This window comes from Aequorivita vladivostokensis, assembly GCF_000952855.1.
GTDB lineage: Bacteria > Bacteroidota > Bacteroidia > Flavobacteriales > Flavobacteriaceae > Aequorivita > Aequorivita vladivostokensis.
Genome location: NZ_JSVU01000004.1, coordinates 38,861 through 57,156 on the forward strand (window position 1 = coordinate 38,861; position 18,296 = coordinate 57,156).

The following is an 18,296-nucleotide window of genomic DNA, read 5'->3' on the forward strand; positions in this document are numbered from 1 at the left end:
TATTTGAAAACTTAAATTATGAGCAAAGAAGTAAAATCAGTCGATTACGGACTGGAAAAAATATTTGAGGGCGCAGAAGATTTTCTGCCCTTATTGGGCACCGATTATGTAGAATTCTACGTGGGCAATGCAAAACAGTCCGCACATTTCTATAAAACCGCCTTTGGTTTTCAATCATACGCCTATAAAGGTTTGGAAACCTTCTCGCGCGATTCGGTAAGTTATGTGCTAAAGCAGGATAAAATAAAGCTTGTTTTAACAACGCCCTTAAACAGCAAATCGCCAATAAACGACCATATAGTAAAACACGGCGATGGCGTTAAAGTAATTGCCCTTTGGGTGGACGATGCCACAAGTGCTTTTGAAGAAACCACCAAACGCGGCGCAAAACCCTATATGGAACCCACCGTTGAAAAAGACGAACACGGCGAAGTGGTGCGCAGCGGGATATACACCTACGGCGAAACAGTACATATGTTTGTGGAACGCAAAAACTACAAAGGAACATTTTTACCAGGTTTCCGCGAATGGAAAAGCGATTATAACCCAACCCCTACAGGCTTGAAATATATAGACCACATGGTAGGCAACGTAGGCTGGGGCCAAATGAACAAATGGGTAAAATGGTACGAGGATGTAATGGGCTTTGTAAATTTCCTTTCGTTTGACGATAAGCAGATCCACACAGAGTATTCGGCGCTGATGAGCAAGGTGATGAGCAATGGCAATGGGCGAATAAAATTTCCTATAAACGAACCTGCCAAAGGAATAAAGAAATCACAGATAGAGGAATATTTGGATTTTTATGAAGACTCCGGTGTACAGCATTTAGCAGTGGCTACGGATGATATCATTAAAACAGTTAGCCAGCTGAAGGAGCGCGGCGTAGAATTTTTACCACCCCCGCCCCAAGCTTACTACGATGATATTCCGCGCAGGTTGGGAGACCATATGAAAATGATGAAAGAAGACATTAATGAGCTGAAAAAACTTTCCATCATGATAGATGCCGATGAGGAGGGCTATCTGCTCCAAATATTTACCAAACCCGTGGAAGATAGGCCCACACTTTTCTTCGAAATCATACAGCGTATGGGCGCTAAAGGTTTTGGGGCCGGAAACTTTAAGGCACTCTTTGAATCTATCGAGCGCGAACAGGCCCAAAGAGGAACACTTTGAGAAGATAGAGGACAGTAGATGGTAGATGGATGGCAGCAGTTTAGACTTTCTGTCATCCGTTTTCTGTCATCCGTCAAAAACCCCCATTTGCTTTTTGGAACAATAGTTGTTATTTCCGAACCGTTAAAACCCCTAAGTCTGTATCTATGAAAAAGCTATTTGCGCTTTTAATTCTTTTTGGAAACATCCTTTTTCTCCCTGCACAAGAACGGGCTTACGGCGATGGCGAATATTTCAAATTCCGTGTCCATTACGGTTTTGTTACCGCAGGGTATGCAACTTTAAAAGTGAAAAGCGCCACGATAAAAGGCAAGGATGTCTTCCACGTACGGGGTTATGGCGAAACGGTCGGGGTCTCAAAATGGTTTTTTAAGGTTGAGGACGACTATCAATCCTACATTGACAAGGAGAAAGACATTCCCTACAAGTTTATTCGAAAAATTGACGAAGGCGGCTACACCAAGGATATTGAAATAGACTTTAACCACAACACCAAAAAAGCAACTGTAAACGATAAAAAACACAATGAAACCACGGTCTTTTCGTTCCCAGAAGATACGCAGGACATGATTTCTGCTTTTTATTACCTTCGGAACCAATTGGACACCGAAAATATAAAAACAGGCGACGTGGTAGAGATGAACATGTTCTTCGACAAAGAAAATTACAAATTCAGGTTAAAATTCCTTGGAAAAGAAGTTTTAGATACTAATTTTGGGCGCGTCCGAACTCTGATTTTTAGGCCTTATGTACAATCGGGCCGTGTTTTTAAGGAAAAGGAAAGCCTAACAGTCTGGATAAGTGATGATAACAACAAAATTCCACTGCTTGTGAAGGCAGATTTGGCGGTGGGGTCGCTTAAGGCAACCCTAACCGAATTCAAAGGACTGCAACATTCTTTTAAAATATTAGTTGACTAAGAATAAATAATACCGAAAATTCCCCAGCATTGAAGAAACTAATTTTAGCCGTATTCACCCTTACCCTGCTCACTACTGCCTGCGAAAAACCCAAAGATGAAATAACCGAACCCGAGACGGTAGCAGATCCAATAATCGAGCAATATGGTTACATTCTCAATGATTTTAACGTAATACGAGATACCATTCGAAAAGGCGATACTTTTGGCGACATACTTTTCGCCAATGGTGTATCACAGGAAAAAATCATGGAGGTGGCCACAAAATTCCGAGACAGTTTTGATGTTAGAAAAATCGTGGTGGGTAAACCTTATGTGCTGTTAAATTCAAAAGACTCTCTTAATCAAACCCAGGTTTTCATTTATGAAACCAATAAAGTGGATTATGCAGTTGTGGATTTTAGGGACACGCTTTCTATCTATAACAGCCAAAAACCCGTGCGCTATGAAGACCGTGAGGCCTCTGGGGTAATCACCAGTTCCCTTTCCGCAACCATGGAGGAACAGAACCTGAGTCCTTTTATGGCGGACCAACTCGCAAATATATATGCCTGGACCATCAATTTCTTTAAACTGCAACCTGGCGATCGCTTTAAAGTTATTTATACCGAAAAGTTTATAGACGATACCATTCCGGGTGGACTTAAGGAAATAAAGGCAGCTTATTTTGAGCACAGGGGCAAGCCATTGTACGCCTTTAAATTTTCATCAGATTCTCTGGGAAAGCTCTCAGGATATTATGACGAAAACGCAAACAATTTAAAACGTGCCTTTCTTAAAGCGCCGGTAAAATTCAGCAGAATATCGTCTAGGTATAATTTAAACCGAAGAATAAAGTATTACGGATTTAAACTACGCCCGCACCGGGGAACAGACTTTGCGGCAGCCATCGGCACACCCATTCTAGCTACTGCAGATGGTGTAGTTACTAAATCTGAGCGTCGCGGTGGTAACGGAAATTATGTAAAAATAAGGCATAACGGGACCTATGAAACCCAGTACCTGCATATGAAAGCCCGGAATGTAAAGGTTGGTCAGCACGTGAGCCAGGGCGACGTAATCGGCTGGATTGGCATGACCGGAAATACCAGCGGACCGCACGTATGCTACCGTTTTTGGAAAAACGGGAAAGAAGTTGACCCTTTCAAGGAGGATACACCATTTTCACAACCCCTTCCGAAAGAATTGCACGAGCAATATTTCGCCAATCTGCGGCCAATGAAGGAGGCATTGGATTGCATCGCATTTTAATTTTTCTTCCAAAATTATATGTTAATAAGATTGTTATTAACTAACTTTCAATTTATCAGGCTTTTAGGTTCAAAATTTTAACTTTATTCTTGGGTATTTTTCTTAATGATTTCTTAATCGTTTTTATTAGTTTGAAATTATATAAGATTGTACTTTTGCCGAAATTTTAAACCTAAATTCAAATTCATGAGAAAGTTTCTATTTCTTGTTTTTTTATTGGGCGGTTTCGCCGCTTTTGCACAAACTACGGTTACCGGTACGGTGATCGATTCTGAATCAAACGACCCCTTGGCAGGTGCCAATGTTGTTGAAACTGGCACTACAAATGGTGCCATTACCGACTTCGACGGAAATTTCACTTTGCAAACTTCCGCTACAACAGGTACATTGACCATCTCGTATATTGGCTACACTATTGAGAAAGTTCCCTTTAAAACCATAAATGGAACTGCAAACTTGGGCACTGTTAAAATTACAGTGGATTCTGATGCGCTAGAAGAGGTAGTAATTGTAGGAAGAGGTATTATAGATATGGCAAAGGACCGTCAAACGCCTATTGCCGTTTCCACTATTTCAGCTGCCGAAATTCAAGCTAAGGCAGTTGGTAACGTTGAGTTTCCAGAAGTGGTTAAGAGTACTCCAAGTGTTTACGTTTCCAACCAAGCCGGAGGTTTTGGCGACTCGCAAATGTTCTTGCGTGGTTTTGACCAAACAAATACTGCCTTCCTTTTGAATGGACAGCCTATCAATGGTATGGAAGACGGAAAAATGTACTGGTCTAACTGGTCTGGTATGTCTGATGTGGCTAATGCAGTTCAAGTTCAACGTGGTCTGGGTTCTTCAAAATTGGCCATCTCATCTGTTGGAGGAACTGTAAACATCGTGTCTCGTGCCGCTGGAAGAAAAGAAGGTGGCTTTGCACGTTTTATGACAGGTAACGATAGTTATTTCAAAGGAACATTAAGCTACGATTCTGGTCTAAAAGGCAAATGGGCGTATTCCTTTTTGTTTGACCACTGGCAAGCACATAGAAAATATTCTGATGGAACCGCGGGTCAGGGACAGAACTATTTCATTGGCATCGGTTATGTGCCAAATGACACCCACTCCTTCAATTTCTTGTTGACCGGTGCCCCACAATGGCACGACCAAAACTTCTCTGACTCTTTGGAGGATTATGAGCGCTACGGAAAACGATATAACAGCAACTCAGGCTTCTATAACGGTGAAAGATTTACCTTTAGAAGAAACTACTACCACAAACCTATCGTTAACCTTAACTGGGATTGGAACTTAAGCGAAAACACCAACCTATCTTCGGTGGCATACGCTTCCTTCGGTCGTGGTGGTGGAACAGGTCCTGCCGGTAGCTCACGTAACATTGATGCGGTGCGAAACAGCAATGGCGAAATAGATTTTGACCAACTCGAAGAAAACAACATCGCAAGTGCCGAAAACGGCATCGGCAGTTTCGGACAAGGTTCTGTTGTGCGAAGAATGTCTGTTAACAATCACAACTGGTTCGGTTTTCTTACAAACCTAAAAAGTGCCGTAAGTGATAATTTCACCTTTAATCTTGGTGTGGATACCCGTTTCTACAAAGGAAGCCACTGGTATCAAATGAACGATCTTTTGGGTCTTCAAGGCTATGCGGATAACCGTGGTTATGGTGATGCCAGAAACAGTGATTATGTAATAAGTGAAACTTTTGAGGCAAACCCTTGGGCAGCGTTGTTCAATTCTGCAGATGAAGCCCAGCGTTTTAACTATGACTATTCCGAAAATATAAACTATATAGGTGGTTTCGGTCAAGCCGAATACAAAGTCGATAATTTCTCAGCATTCGTTCAAGGAGCAGTTTCTACCCAAAGCTACCAGCGAGAAGGCCGTGCCGAAGGCAGGGAAGTTGAAGGCGTTAATGGTCTTGGTGAGTCTGAAAAAGTAAATAAGATGGGTTATAACATTAAAGGAGGTATGGGCTATACCTTTATTGAAAACAATACAATCTTTGCCAATGCGGGATACTATTCAAGACAGCCTTTCCTAGACAATATCTTCTCTGATATTAGAAACTCAAATTACATCCTTGAAGGTGATAAGGAAGTAGAAAATGAGGAAATTTTGGGTGTGGAAGCAGGATATAGGCTGCGTGCTGGAAATTTCAGCTTAGATTTAAACGGATACTATACTACTTGGGGTAACAGATACCTACAGGGCGGCATTATTGATGCAGATCCATCTGATCCAAATCCTACAAACCAAGTGGATCGCTACCAAAGATTTACCGATATTACCCAAGTTCATAAAGGTTTTGAATTTGAAGGGAAATATCGCTACTCTAGCACTTTTATGCTTAGAGCTTTCGGAAGCATCGGTAACTGGAAATATGACGGAACCACTCCTTTCCAAACGAGAGACAATGAGACCAACGTGATATTGGAAGAGGGAACAGTGGATTTGACCGGTACTAAAATCGGAAACGCTCCTCAAACTTCTTTTGGATTTGGTTTTAAATACAACATTTTTGGTGGTCTTAGTGTAGATGCAGATTACAATATCTATACAGACCTGTACGGTTTTGTGGATGCCGAAGATGTGGTAATAGCTGCCCAAAGAGGTGAAGTTTACCAAGCAGAGCGTCTTTCGCCCTACAGTGTACTAGATACCGGAATTACCTACAAGTTTGATTTCGGCGGTCAAGACATTACGCTTAGAGCAAATTGCTACAACGCTACAAACGAGATGTATTTGAGCCAAAAAGATTCCTTCGGTTACTATTACGGCAACGGAAGAACTTGGAACGCTAGCATCCGTTACGACTTCTAAGAAATAAGTAAATTATTATAAAAATGCCCCGAACTTTTGGGGCATTTTTTTATAGATAAAACCTTATATTTGGGACACTTCAAAAAAATAATGATCTATGTACACAACTATTCAATTTATTCATTCCTATTGGGCCTATTTAGTGCTGCTTATCGTGTTGCTCGCAACGTTCAATGCACTGGCGGGATTTTTCTCAAAAAGAGAATACGGGGCAAAGGATTTTAGAATTTCGCTTTTTGCACTTATCGTAACCCATATCCAATTGCTCATTGGGCTCGTGCTTTATTTTGTATCACCTTTAGGTTTACAGAATATCACCAACTCGGGAATGGGCGTTGTAATGAAAGATTCCACCGCACGTCTGTATGCCGTAGAACATCCATTGATTATGATTTTGACCGTGGTATTTATAACTATTGGCTATTCAAAACACAAAAAGAAGCTGCTCTCCAGCGGCAAGTTTAAAACCCTTGCAATTTTCTATACCATTGCTTTGGTTTTAATGCTAAGCAGAATACCGTGGAACGATTGGTTTTAAGAAAGACTTGTATTCGTAAATAAAAAAGGAGGCGCGCAATTAATTGCGCGCCTCCTTTTTTTGAAATGGCAGTCTATTTTTCTTTTATCAAATAAATAAACACCGGAAAGTGATCACTATAACCACCGGTGTATCCATTCACAAAACTTCGAAACGGATAGCCTTTGTACTGTCCACGTGGGGTGGCAAGATAGTTTTTATTGAAAATGCCTGCCTTGTAAAAACGATAGCTGGAGTACTCCTTTTTTGTCAGTTCGGTAGAGATAATAATTTGATCAAAAAGGTTCCAGCCATCCCTATACGCCAAGGTGCCCAATCCTTTTTTGAACATATCCTCCATAGGATTGTACAACTCTTTCAGTTTCATATCCTCACGTTCACTTTTGGCCTTTAAAATGTCCTTAACGCTTTGGTTTGTGGGGTCATCATTCAAATCGCCCATGGTAATTATTTTGGCGTACGGGTCCTCACTGAACAACGAATCCATGATATGCCTATTGAGTTCTGCAGCCTTTATGCGCTTTGGCCTGCTCCGGGCTTCGCCGCCACTGCGCGAAGGCCAGTGGTTCACGATTACATGTATCTTTTCGCCATCCAGCATGCCGCTTACCAAGAGTTGGTCTCTGGTATAAATTCGCTTGCTGCGATCCTCGTCATCATAAAGCAACAGCTCGTAGGCTTTATAATTGGTGGGAGTAAATAATTTTTTCTGATATAGTAGCGCCACATCGATCCCGCGGCGGTCGGGACTGTCAAAATGTACAATGCCGTAATCTTTGGATACCAAGGGGGCCTGGTTTAAAAGGTCCTCGAGCACACGGCGGTTTTCAATTTCGCTGAGGCCAATAATCGTAGGGGAAGTTCCAGTAACGTCCTCACCAATCTCTGAAATAACTTTGGCCATATTGGCCAATTTTGCTTCGTAAATTTCTTGGGTCCAATGATCCTTTCCCTCTGGGGTACGGTCATCGTCAAAAATTAGTGGATCGTCTTCGTAGTCAAAAAGGTTCTCAACGTTGTAAAAGGCTATTGTTGTTACTTTGTACTGCTTCTCGTTCTGGCCAAAAGAGACCGCACATATAAGCAGGGTAAAAGAGAAAAACCAATGGGGTAATTTCATAATGTTATTTAAAAGTTACGTGTTTATAAAGTTTTATTCATTAATAGGGCCAAAAGTAGTTATTTCATTTAAAAAATTTATTTTTGCACCCTATTTTAAAGCTATTCTTAATATTCAAACTTTAAATCTTAGAATGAACAAATTCATTTTTACTTTATTGGTTTTTTCAGGCTTTTCATTATTTGCCCAAGAAGCCGTAATTACTGGTAGTGTGCTCGACACCAATTCCAGCGAACCGATCCCGGACGTGCAGGTTAACCTCGTAAACAGTATTTTCAGCACCGCCACCAATGCTGAAGGAACTTTTTCTTTTTCGCAGAAAAATCTTCCACAGGGTGAGCAGGTCTTGGAGCTGTCTAAACCAGGCTACCTTACGCTAAGGATTCCTGTTACCATACAGAACACTGCTCCCGTAACCCTGGAGTCTATCTTGATGGAAGTTGATCTTACAGAGGTAGAAGCGCAAATAGGCGTAATCAGTCTTTCCGATGACCAATTGGACGAAGACGATGGCACCGCCTATAACGTTTCGGGCCTATTGCAAGCTTCTAAGGATGTTTTTCTTAATGCGGCGTCGTATGACTTTAGCGCTACTTTTTTCCGACCAAGAGGCTACGATTCCGAAGATGGAAAAGTACTTATCAACGGTCTGGAGATGAACAAACTCTACAACGGAAGACCACAATGGTCCAACTGGGGCGGTCTAAATGATGTGCAGCGAAACCAGATGTTCTCTATGGGTACTTCGGCAAACGAGTTCAACTTCGGGCATCTTGCTGGAACTACAAACATTATAATGAGAGCCTCCCAATATCGCAAAGGTGGGCGTCTTTCTTATGCCACCAGCAACCGAAGCTATCGCGGCCGGGTTATGGGCTCCTATAACAGTGGTTTGCTTCCCAGCGGATGGGCATATTCGGTTTTGCTGGCCAGACGTTTTGGGGAAGAAGGATATAACGACGGAAGTCTTTATGACGCCAATTCGTTTTTTGCCTCGGTTGAAAAAAAGCTTAACGATGCGCACAGTTTAAACCTTACCGCATTCTACACGCCTAACCGTAGAGGAAAATCATCACCCAATACGCAAGAAGTTTACGATTTAAAGGGAACACGCTACAATGCCTATTGGGGAGAGCAGGATGGTGAAATTCGCAACTCGCGTATTAAAGAGGTTGAAGAGCCCGTAATTATGCTAAACCATTTCTGGGATATTTCAGAAAAAACGCAGCTTAATACCAATGTAGGTTATCAATTCGGAAAAACAGGAAACAGCCGTTTGGGATATGACAATGCTCCTAACCCAGACCCTACTTACTATCAAAAACTGCCCAGTTTCTTTTTGGCAGATCCCAACGGACCAAATTACGGCGGGGCCTACCAAGCCTATTCAGAATTTGTGAATGATGGGCAAATAGACTGGCAGAATATTTATGAAACAAACATTTTCTATGGCGGTACATCGCGTTACTATTTATACGAAGATAGAAATGACGACAAGCAACTTTCCGCGAACACTATTTTGAATTCGCAGATTACTGACCATATAGATATTACCGCTTCCTTGAATTACCGAAACCTTAAATCCGACAATTTTGCAAATATGATTGATTTGTTGGGTGGTAACGGATACCTGGATGTGGATAGTTTTTCTCTTGGCGATGCGGCACAAAACGACTTGAACAACCCAAACCGTGTTGTGGGCGAGGACGATATGTTCAAATATCATTATGAATTGGATGCGAGTGACTATAGCGGTTTCGCCCAAGCCCAGTTTTCATATTCAAAAGTAGATTTTTATTTAGCAGGTAAAGTGGGCCAAACTTCTTATCAACGAAATGGTCTATACCGAAATGGTAATTTCCCGGATAATTCTTTCGGAGAAAGTGAGAAACTGGACTTTACAACCTACGGAGGTAAGGCAGGAGCTACGTACAAGTTAACAGGTAGACACGCTTTTGAGGTTAATACAGCATACTTTACCGATGCCCCTACCCTGCGCAATTCATTTTCAAACTCACGCCAGAACAACGCCACAGTTAACGATCTTAGCTTGGAAAGAGACATCCTAAACACTGAGAAGAATATAAGCGTGGACGGAAGCTATATTTTCCGCTCACCAATTGTTAAGGCACGTTTAACCGGATATTACACCTTAATGCAGGATGCTACTGAAATTTCCTTCTATTATTTAGATGGGGTTTACGCGCGTGGTGGTACTCAAAACGATGGAAGCGATAACGCATTCGTACAGGAAATACTCACTGGAATAGATAAGAAGAATATTGGTGCCGAATTGGGGATAGAAGCTCAAATTACTCCAACCATCAAGTTAAAGGGAGCCGCCGCTTATGGACAGAACACTTATGACAATAATCCGGAGCTGTATTTAACCTCAGACGATTTCAAAAGTGCTTATGAATACTACGGGCCATCGTCATTAAAGGATTATAAAATTGCCGGAGGTCCGCAACAGGCGTACCAGATAGGTTTTGAGTATCGCGATCCAGATTTCTGGTGGGTAGGCGCAACTACCAATTATTTTAACAATGCCTATATTGATATTTCGCCAATTACCCGAACTGCTAATTTCTACACAGACCCTAGTGATGGTATGCCCTTTAACGATTACGATCCGGCCGTAGCAAGGGAGTTGCTGAAACAAGAGAAATTCGATGACTATATGCTGGTAAACGTTGTAGGCGGGAAATCATGGAAAATTAAGGATTACTATGTAGGCTTCTTTGCAACGGTAAACAACATTTTGGACAAGCAGTATAAAACCGGCGGGTTTGAACAGGGTAGAAACGGAAACTTTAGGGCGCTTCGTGATGACGCACAAAATGACACTCCCGTATTTGGTTCAAAATACTGGTATGGCTATGGAACAACCTATTATTTAAACCTTTACGTTAGATTTTAATTAAGAAAAAAAGCATTAAATTTATATACAGATGAAAAATTTAAAGAACATAAAACTTTTACCATTCCTATTCTTCTTAGGAATAATTGCTACTTCCTGTGTGCAGGATGATGATTATAACATTCCTGAAATTAACCTGGAAGAACCCAACATAAACGTAAATTCAAGCATAGGCGCGGTTAAGGCTATCTACGGAGGCTTTGAGCCTAAGATTGTTGAAGCGGGCGATGGTTCACAGACAGAGATGTTTATTGAGGGCTATGTAGTTTCAAGCGATGAGTCTGGCAATTACTACAAGCAACTTATCATTCAGGATAAGCCGGAAAATCCCACTGCTGGAATTTCCATTTCTACCAACGCCACAGACCTTTATACCAAATATGAGCCAGGCCGTAAGATCTACTTCCGTGTAGATGGTTTGTACATTGGGCTATACGCAGGCTTGCCCACCTTGGGAACACAAAATGGTGACGAGATTGGCCGTATGGAAATTGAAGATTTTGAGTCGCGCATTTATCGTTCCCTTGAAAGCGTAGACTTAGTGCCTAAAGTTATCTCTATTACTGAAGCCCAGATTGCGCCAGATAATGATCCATACTTAAATCCATATTTGAGTACATTAATCCAGTTTCAGGATGTTCAATTCCCCAATGGCGTGGCCGGTGTGGAATCCTACGGAAATTTGAATAATACATTCGGGGTGAACAGAAATGTGGAGAACTGTGAAGGCAACTCAATCATTCTTAGAACAAGTGGATTTGCAGATTTCAAAAACCTTACCCTTCCCGAGGGCAATGGTAGCTTAACAGCTATTTTAAGTGTTTTCAACGACGATTTCCAAGTGTTTATCCGTGATACTAATGATGTGGATATGACCGGCGAACGTTGCGGCAATGGCGGGCCCATAGATGCACTTGAGCTTCCTTTTACCCAGGATTTTGAATCTCAAAATTCAGGTACTGGCGCCAGCGTTAATATTGCGGGATGGACTAACGTAAACGTAAATGGCGGAACCAGACAATGGGAAGTAAGAGCGTTCGACAACAATCAATACGCCCAGACTTCTGCCTACAACTCAAACGAGAATCCGTATGAAGTGTGGTTGGTTACCCCCGGGCTTATTTTGCCAAGTGGCTCTAGCCCAACCCTTTCTTTTGAAACCAACGACGGGTTTAACAACGGCGCGGCACTTACCGTAAAGGTCTCAACAGATTTTACCGGCGATGTTACCACCGCTACCTGGACCAACCTTAGCGCTACCATTTCCAGCGGAAACTCCAGTGGTTATGGCGACGAGTTTACCCCTTCAGGCGACGTGGACCTTTCGGCATACGCCGGCCAAGTGGTTTATATTGCTTACCAATATGAAGGCGCGTCCAACGGTACTACCACAACCTACCAAATAGATAATGTTTCTGTAGTGGAATAGGGATTAATAATAAAATTATATAGAGCTGCAAGTAAACTTTTACTTGCAGCTTTTTTTTGAGATATATTGGAACTGATTTATAAGCTATAATCCTCCCCTAGGACGGTCGTTAAAACTTGTATAACTATATCAGGATTTATTCTTTAACCTGTATAGTTATTTTAGGACGGGTCAAGGACGGGTCACAAAAATAACCAAGCCAAGGATACTCCATAGCAAAGCCATAGCAAAGCCATAGCAAAGTCATTAAAACGTAAGAAAATAGCCCTTTTTTCCTACAAAATTAATTCATTCGAATTTCGCCTATCAATCCGACCAAAAAATTTAAATAGTAGCAGCTCTGAAATCTCTAAAAAGGCATTTAATATTCAAGTTCTTCGCTATCGATCGATTGCCTCATTACACTGTTAAAGTAGAAATTTTACACAACTCACAGCTTTCAATTTACCCAAAAGAAAACCCCCGCCACATTCCATAACGGAAATGGCAGGGGCTCTTTTTCTGGTTGGCTACCAGTTAATATCAATATAAAGTTTTGTTTATTTCTTCACCACAATAAAGTCTGAACGTCTGTTCTGTTGATGTTGAGCTTCGGTACAGGTTGATCCGCAATCCGCAGCGGGACGGCTTTCGCCAAATCCTTGGCCGCTTATACGGTCCTTGGCAATTCCTTTGGAGATGACGTATTGTACCGTACTTTTGGCACGTCTATCTGAAAGGTCCATATTGTAGGCATCGCTACCACGGTTGTCGGTATGGCCCTCTACCTTAATTACCATATCCGGGTTTTTCTTCATTAATTCTACCAGCTTGTCAAGTTCAAAAGCAGCCTGTGGCTTGATGTTGTGCTTGTCAAAGTCGAAGAGGATCGGGTTCAGTTTTACCATTTCGCCTTCCACGATCTGGTCAATGGGTCGCAGGGCAATACGTACGTTTTTCTCGCCACTGCGCTGTGCAGCAATAGTTTCGGCATTGCTTTCATACCCATCCATAAAAGCCTGTAGTACGTGCGCTTGGTTGCAGGCCACTGCAATGGTGGCTTTTCCATTGGTATCGGTGGTTTGGCTTTTCAGCTTATTCTCCTTGCTGTCAAAAAGATCCACTCTGGCGCCAGAAAGCGCTGCGCCAGTCTCGGCATCGACTACCAGGGCTAGCAATTCGCAGGATTGCATTTTCTGTATTTTGTAGATATCGTCGCTACCCTTCCCCCCCTTTCTGTTAGATGATACGTAACCTTCCTCGGTTGCTGGATAATAAACAAATGCGAAATCGTCGTCGCTACTGTTTACGCCCAGACCCAAATTTCTTACTTCTCCAAAACCATCGCCGTTGGCCGCTGCGGCAAAAACGTCCAGTCCGCCCATACCCAAGTGCGCATCGCTACTAAAGTATAGGGTACCATTGGAATCTACAAAGGGGAAACCTTCCTTGCCTTCCGTGTTGATATTGTCACCAAGGTTTACGGGCGTGCCGAAAGTACCGTCTTTTGAAATGGATACTTTATAAATGTCTGCCTGGCCTTTGCCGCCGGGGCGGTCGCTTGTAAAGTAAAGCGTGCTGCCGTCTGGGCTAAGAGCCGGGTGGCTGGTGGAATATTCGCGGTCGTTAAATGGCACTGGCTTAACGTCCTTCCACTCGCCGTTAACGTTTTCGGCGTAGTAAATGTTCAGCTCGTTGATGCCCTCTTCGCTCTTTTTATACTTGCCGTTGTAGTAATCGTTTCGGTCAAAATACATGCGCTTACCGTCTGCGGTAATGGCTAGGGTACTCTCGTGGTATTTGGTGTTTACGTCTCCCTTCAAAAGCGATTCGCCTTTAACCGTTCCACCTACCACGGAAGCCATGTAAATATCCAAAAAAGGTTCTTCGTTCCAGCCGTACTTTTTGCGGGAAGTATTTCTCGCAGAAGTAAAATAGAAATCGCTGCCCACTACGGTACCCCCAAAATCGGAGTACTTTGAGTTAAGGGCGTCGAGGTTTGTGGCCGCATATTTCTGGGCGTTTTCGTCAATAATTTCCGGTAGATAGTCAGGGTTTTTCATAAACGCTACCGCTCTGGAATCGTTCGGTTTCATTTCGGCAAACTGCTTCATATAGGTATTGTAATCGGCAAACTTGCCGTTTGCCTTTAACGATTGGGCATAGTTATAAACCGTTTCGGCAGCTACATCTTTGCGTTTTACCACGCGTTTGTAATAGGTTTCGGCCTTTTTGGTATCGTTAATAAAGTAATAGCTGTTGCCCAGACGGGTAAACACGTAGGTGCTGCCCTCGCCCTTATTCAGCAATTTCTGATAGGCTTCAGCGGCATCGGTATATTGCAGGCGGTCGTAATACTGATCGGCCTTTTTTGTTTTACTGTTTTGTGCGAAAGCCATTGTGCTGCTTACCGCTATGAGTAAAAGGATTGTATATATCTTGTTCATCTTAAATGAAATTTGTTTGGTTATTAGAAGAATCTTGGTGAACGTAAAACGCGCGGCTTAAAGAACAGATCGAAGGTCAGCACCACTTCGTGTGAGGCCGGGCCTACTGTTTTAAGGTCGGAGGTTACGTGGTCATAAGCATAGCCTACGCGGATGTTTGGGGTAATCTGGAACCCAACCAAGCCGCTAAAGGAATCGTCCAATCTGTAGGATGCTCCAAGTTCAAATTTATCATAGAACAGCGCGTTCAGGTTTCCATCGTAGGAAACGGGAGCGTCAAAGGCAGATTTCACCATCACGGAAGGCTTCAACTTAAAGTTATCCGAAACTTGGAAGACATATCCTGCGGTGGCGAAGTAATGGTTGGTCTCGGAACCGTACTTGATTCCGTTTTCATCAAGATGAACGGATTTCAGCATATTAGGAACCGAAAATCCTACGTAAAACTTATCGCCGTACAGAAAAGCACCTGCCCCGATATTTGGGTAGGTGTTATTTATATCTTCTGAAAAGAAAGGGTCATTTGGATCCTGGAGTTCCAGACCGCTTAGGCCCACCTCGTGAAAGGTGGCCCCGGCTTTTAGACCCAAGGCAAGTTTTACGGTGCTGCCCAATTGCAGGGTGTAGGAGAAGTCTGCATATACATTCGTCTCACTTACGGGACCCAACTCGTCTTTTATGGCGGAAAGGCCCAGACCTATTTTATCGCTAATGGGCGAATGTGCCGAAAAGGTGAAGGTAACTGGGTTATCGTCCATTCCCGACCATTGGTTTCTGTAAAGTGCGGTGAGTGAAAGACTTTCCTTGGAGCCCGCATAGGCTGGGTTCACCACGTTCATATTGTACATGTACTGGGTGTATTGGGGGTCCTGCTGCGCTTGTGTTTTCTGAAAGAGCAACCCTGCCATCAATACAATTAGGATATATATATGTTTTTTCATTTTTATCTATTTGGTAGTTAAAAAGTATTTAATGGTTTTTAGTTAGCCTCTTGGTTAAGATAGATCCAGCCTGTGGCCTGTGAGCCATAAACCGCATCATTTCCGGCAAGGTCAATTACGTAGAAATACGTCCCGGTAGGAAGGTCTTCACCATCATTGGTTTGGCCTCTCCACTCGTTGGTATAATTGTTCTGTTCAAAAACCATAGTTCCCAATCTATTGAAGATTTGAAGTTTATTGATTCCCGATCTATCCTTAAGGAAGGTAAGGTCCAATGTGTCATTAAAACCATCGCCATTTGGAGAAAGTCCTTGACTAATTACGCAATTTCCGATTGGGTAGAGTGAAACGTCAACGGACTCGGTTCCGGAACAGCCGCCTACGGTTATCACTACGCTATATGTCTGTATTCCCATTGTTCCAGGCTCCAGATTAATTTCCAGTGTGTTTGCAGTTTCGTCAGTTAAAATAGAACCATTCAAGAACCATTGGAAGGAAGCTCCTTCCTCGGCCGTAGCGGCGGTAAGTATTCTTGGCTCATTAGCGCATATCTGGAAGTCTTCTTCCAAATTCACTTCAAGATCATCCCGGAAGGATACGGTAACTTCGTCTGTTGAGGAACAACTTCCTATTGAGACGGTTACGCTATAGGTTCCTATTTCAGTGATGGTTAAAGTAGCACTTTCTTCGGCCAAGATTGTGCCGTTCAAACTCCACTGATAGGTGGCATCTTCTGGATTGTAATTACTAGGAGATGCATCCAATATTACAGGCTGATCAAAGCAGGTTTGGAAATCGTCGCCAAGATCGATTGCAACATTGCCTAAGGACACAACTATAGTGTCTGTAGCCATACACTCTCCAATAAAAGCGGTAACCGTATAGGTTCCAGTTTCAGTAATGGTTAGCGTAGACTGTGTTTCTCCAGCAATTGTAGTTCCATTTAGAGCCCATTCGTATGTAGCTAAGGTAGGATCAAAATCAATAGCTTCGGAAACAAGAATTACTTCCTCGTTAAAACAACTCGTAAAGTCATCACCTAAAGTAATTTGTAAGGTTTGTGGCCCTACTACTACAGTATCGGTAGCTTCACAACCATTTTTGGATACCGTTACACTATAGGTGCCGTATTGTGTGACCGTAAGTGTTGCATTTGTTTCGTTTGTCAAAATGGTTCCATCAAGGCTCCAAATAAAAGTAACTTCGGTAGTGTCGTAGTTAGACGGACTAGCATCGAGAATTACAGGTTCAAAGAAACAGGTGGAAATATCTTGGCCCAAATCAATCAACGGTCGATCGTTAAAGTTTATGGTTACAGATTGGGTTACGGTACAACTACCAACAGTAACCTCCACGGTATAGGTTCCAGAGGCGCTAACGGTTATTGACTGGGTAGTCTCGCCCGTGTTCCAGAGGAAGGTTGCATCTGCAGGATCTGCACCAGTAAGTACGGCTGTAATCTCATAATTAGATTGCTCGCACAGTTCTTGGTCTTCACCAAGATCCACTAGAAATGAACCGATTGAGGTAACGGTTACCTCATCTATTTCCGTAATTACATCACCATTGCAATTGGTGTAAACTGCCTGGGCGGTGTAGGTTGTGGACGGGTCAGTAGGGCAAACGGTTATGGTTGGGTCGTTGCTTATAACAGTTCCTGTATCATCAAGCCACGAAAACACAACATTAGATGTGCCGTTTGGTGTGAAACGCCATGCTTCTTCTGTAGCGCTCCAATTGCCGGTGTTTCTATTTGGGGGAGTATATCCTTGGGTTCCATCCTGATTTTGAATTCCAATAACGGCATTTCCGTCGTTCCAATTAGAACAAGCATCTGTGCGCTCTTCAACATAAATTTCCACCACATTTGTGGTTTCATAAATTACTATTTGAGAAGTTAACTCATATTGATTGCAAGAACTGGAAAAATACGGAATTCCAGGAAAGTTAACCACCATAGTCCGGCAGGGAGCTTCCCCGAATACGGCCCAGTTTATCTGTCCGGAGCCACTTACGGATGGATCCACGTCCATATAGGGACCGAAAATAGCAGTAAAAAAGAGGTTGGGGTCTGGTACGGACTCATCAAAAGACCAACTGCAATAGCCGTTTGGCGGATTATTTACTAAGTCGAAGGAAACTACGGCGTTCGATCCAATAACCATTTCGGTATAGGTTTCTCCAAAAAAGCAGAAGTCAAAAGGCAACTGAATTGCTGGCGACCACACATCATCTGTATTTACGGAAACGGATGTTCCGCCCGTAAAAGGGAAAGGAGGATCGTAAGGTATTGACGATACATCATAACTAGTCGTCTCACCTGTATTCAAAAAACTTGCAGTAAGATCGGTACAAGGCGTGCCGCAATCCAGTTCCACATCTTCCCCCGCATATACGTTAGGGCAGCCTGGCCCCTGCGCAACGGCAGTAAAGGAAAGTGTTATGAAACTAATGAATAGGAGGGCATTTCGATTAAAGTTGACTCGAAAATAATGGCGGCAACTTTGTAAATAGAGAGGTAATTTTTTATTCATAAAGTTTTATATTGGTGGTTATTAAATACGTAATTATGGTTAACTTTTTTTAACAGCGAAATATATGAATTTTCTAAGGAATAACCTTTCCATTTTAATCGCGTTTTTTTTAATGGTGCATGAGAAGAAAATTGAATCTTAAATTGCTCATAAGGTACACAGAAGTCTAGCCTTGTGTTTTGTACCTTTGTGCTCAATCGGAAAAAGAAATTT

General features: G+C 42.5%; 11 protein-coding genes. 7 read left to right on the forward strand and 4 right to left on the reverse strand.

The genetic code is table 11. From position 1 onward, the window contains the following. Nucleotides 1-18 precede the first annotated feature (18 nt). The 5 genes from hppD to MB09_RS07165 all read left to right on the forward strand — a co-directional run bounded on the left by hppD (nucleotide 19) and on the right by MB09_RS07165 (nucleotide 6,713). Nucleotides 19-1,179, forward strand: coding sequence for a 4-hydroxyphenylpyruvate dioxygenase (gene hppD, locus MB09_RS07145; protein WP_045080225.1), 1,161 nt, complete (start codon nucleotides 19-21; stop codon nucleotides 1,177-1,179). A gap of 146 nt (nucleotides 1,180-1,325) precedes the next feature. Further along, nucleotides 1,326-2,099 (forward strand): DUF3108 domain-containing protein, encoded by a 774-nt coding sequence (locus MB09_RS07150; protein WP_045080226.1) that lies wholly within the window; start codon nucleotides 1,326-1,328, stop codon nucleotides 2,097-2,099. A gap of 29 nt (nucleotides 2,100-2,128) precedes the next feature. Continuing rightward, nucleotides 2,129-3,349, forward strand: coding sequence for a M23 family metallopeptidase (locus tag MB09_RS07155; protein WP_045080227.1), 1,221 nt, complete (start codon nucleotides 2,129-2,131; stop codon nucleotides 3,347-3,349). 186 nt (nucleotides 3,350-3,535) lie between these two features. Next, entirely contained in the window at nucleotides 3,536-6,175 is a 2,640-nt protein-coding gene (locus tag MB09_RS07160) for a TonB-dependent receptor (RefSeq protein WP_045080228.1), read from the forward strand. A 97-nt stretch (nucleotides 6,176-6,272) separates the two neighbouring features. Beyond that, nucleotides 6,273-6,713 carry a COX15/CtaA family protein gene (locus MB09_RS07165; protein WP_045080229.1) on the forward strand — a complete coding sequence of 147 codons (441 nt, stop codon included), beginning with the start codon at nucleotides 6,273-6,275 and terminating at the stop codon, nucleotides 6,711-6,713. A 73-nt stretch (nucleotides 6,714-6,786) separates the two neighbouring features. Here the strand turns inward: MB09_RS07165 and MB09_RS07170 are convergent, their stop codons facing one another. Next, nucleotides 6,787-7,833, reverse strand: coding sequence for an endonuclease/exonuclease/phosphatase family protein (locus MB09_RS07170; RefSeq protein ID WP_045080230.1), 1,047 nt, complete (start codon nucleotides 7,831-7,833; stop codon nucleotides 6,787-6,789). A 133-nt stretch (nucleotides 7,834-7,966) separates the two neighbouring features. Between MB09_RS07170 and MB09_RS07175 the strand changes: the two genes are divergently transcribed. Both MB09_RS07175 and MB09_RS07180 read left to right on the forward strand, forming a co-directional pair. Beyond that, nucleotides 7,967-10,753: a TonB-dependent receptor gene (locus tag MB09_RS07175; protein WP_045080536.1), complete on the forward strand. Its 2,787-nt coding sequence runs from the start codon at nucleotides 7,967-7,969 to the stop codon at nucleotides 10,751-10,753. A 31-nt stretch (nucleotides 10,754-10,784) separates the two neighbouring features. Beyond that, nucleotides 10,785-12,182, forward strand: a complete 1,398-nt coding sequence (locus tag MB09_RS07180) for a DUF5689 domain-containing protein (protein WP_045080231.1) — start codon at nucleotides 10,785-10,787, stop codon at nucleotides 12,180-12,182. A gap of 539 nt (nucleotides 12,183-12,721) precedes the next feature. Here the strand turns inward: MB09_RS07180 and MB09_RS07185 are convergent. From MB09_RS07185 to MB09_RS07195, 3 genes are read right to left on the reverse strand one after another with little or no spacing between them, the layout of a single operon-like run. Beyond that, nucleotides 12,722-14,608 carry an OmpA family protein gene (locus tag MB09_RS07185; RefSeq protein ID WP_045080232.1) on the reverse strand — a complete coding sequence of 629 codons (1,887 nt, stop codon included), beginning with the start codon at nucleotides 14,606-14,608 and terminating at the stop codon, nucleotides 12,722-12,724. 23 nt (nucleotides 14,609-14,631) lie between these two features. Next, complete coding sequence (locus MB09_RS07190; RefSeq protein ID WP_045080233.1) at nucleotides 14,632-15,549, reverse strand: PorP/SprF family type IX secretion system membrane protein; 918 nt, start codon at nucleotides 15,547-15,549, stop codon at nucleotides 14,632-14,634. A 38-nt stretch (nucleotides 15,550-15,587) separates the two neighbouring features. Then, entirely contained in the window at nucleotides 15,588-18,083 is a 2,496-nt protein-coding gene (locus tag MB09_RS07195) for a gliding motility-associated C-terminal domain-containing protein (protein ID WP_045080234.1), read from the reverse strand. Nucleotides 18,084-18,296 lie beyond the last annotated feature (213 nt).

What these genes read in the sequence shown, in the direction of transcription:
- hppD (WP_045080225.1), top strand. Translation starts at nt 19, where the DNA reads ATGAGCAAAGAAGTAAAATCAGTCGATTACGGACTGGAAAAAATATTT.
- MB09_RS07150 (WP_045080226.1), top strand. Translation starts at nt 1,326, where the DNA reads ATGAAAAAGCTATTTGCGCTTTTAATTCTTTTTGGAAACATCCTTTTT.
- MB09_RS07160 (WP_045080228.1), top strand. Translation starts at nt 3,536, where the DNA reads ATGAGAAAGTTTCTATTTCTTGTTTTTTTATTGGGCGGTTTCGCCGCT.
- MB09_RS07165 (WP_045080229.1), top strand. Translation starts at nt 6,273, where the DNA reads ATGTACACAACTATTCAATTTATTCATTCCTATTGGGCCTATTTAGTG.
- MB09_RS07170 (WP_045080230.1), bottom strand. Translation starts at nt 7,833, where the DNA reads ATGAAATTACCCCATTGGTTTTTCTCTTTTACCCTGCTTATATGTGCG.
- MB09_RS07175 (WP_045080536.1), top strand. Translation starts at nt 7,967, where the DNA reads ATGAACAAATTCATTTTTACTTTATTGGTTTTTTCAGGCTTTTCATTA.
- MB09_RS07180 (WP_045080231.1), top strand. Translation starts at nt 10,785, where the DNA reads ATGAAAAATTTAAAGAACATAAAACTTTTACCATTCCTATTCTTCTTA.
- MB09_RS07185 (WP_045080232.1), bottom strand. Translation starts at nt 14,608, where the DNA reads ATGAACAAGATATATACAATCCTTTTACTCATAGCGGTAAGCAGCACA.
- MB09_RS07190 (WP_045080233.1), bottom strand. Translation starts at nt 15,549, where the DNA reads ATGAAAAAACATATATATATCCTAATTGTATTGATGGCAGGGTTGCTC.
- MB09_RS07195 (WP_045080234.1), bottom strand. Translation starts at nt 18,083, where the DNA reads ATGAATAAAAAATTACCTCTCTATTTACAAAGTTGCCGCCATTATTTT.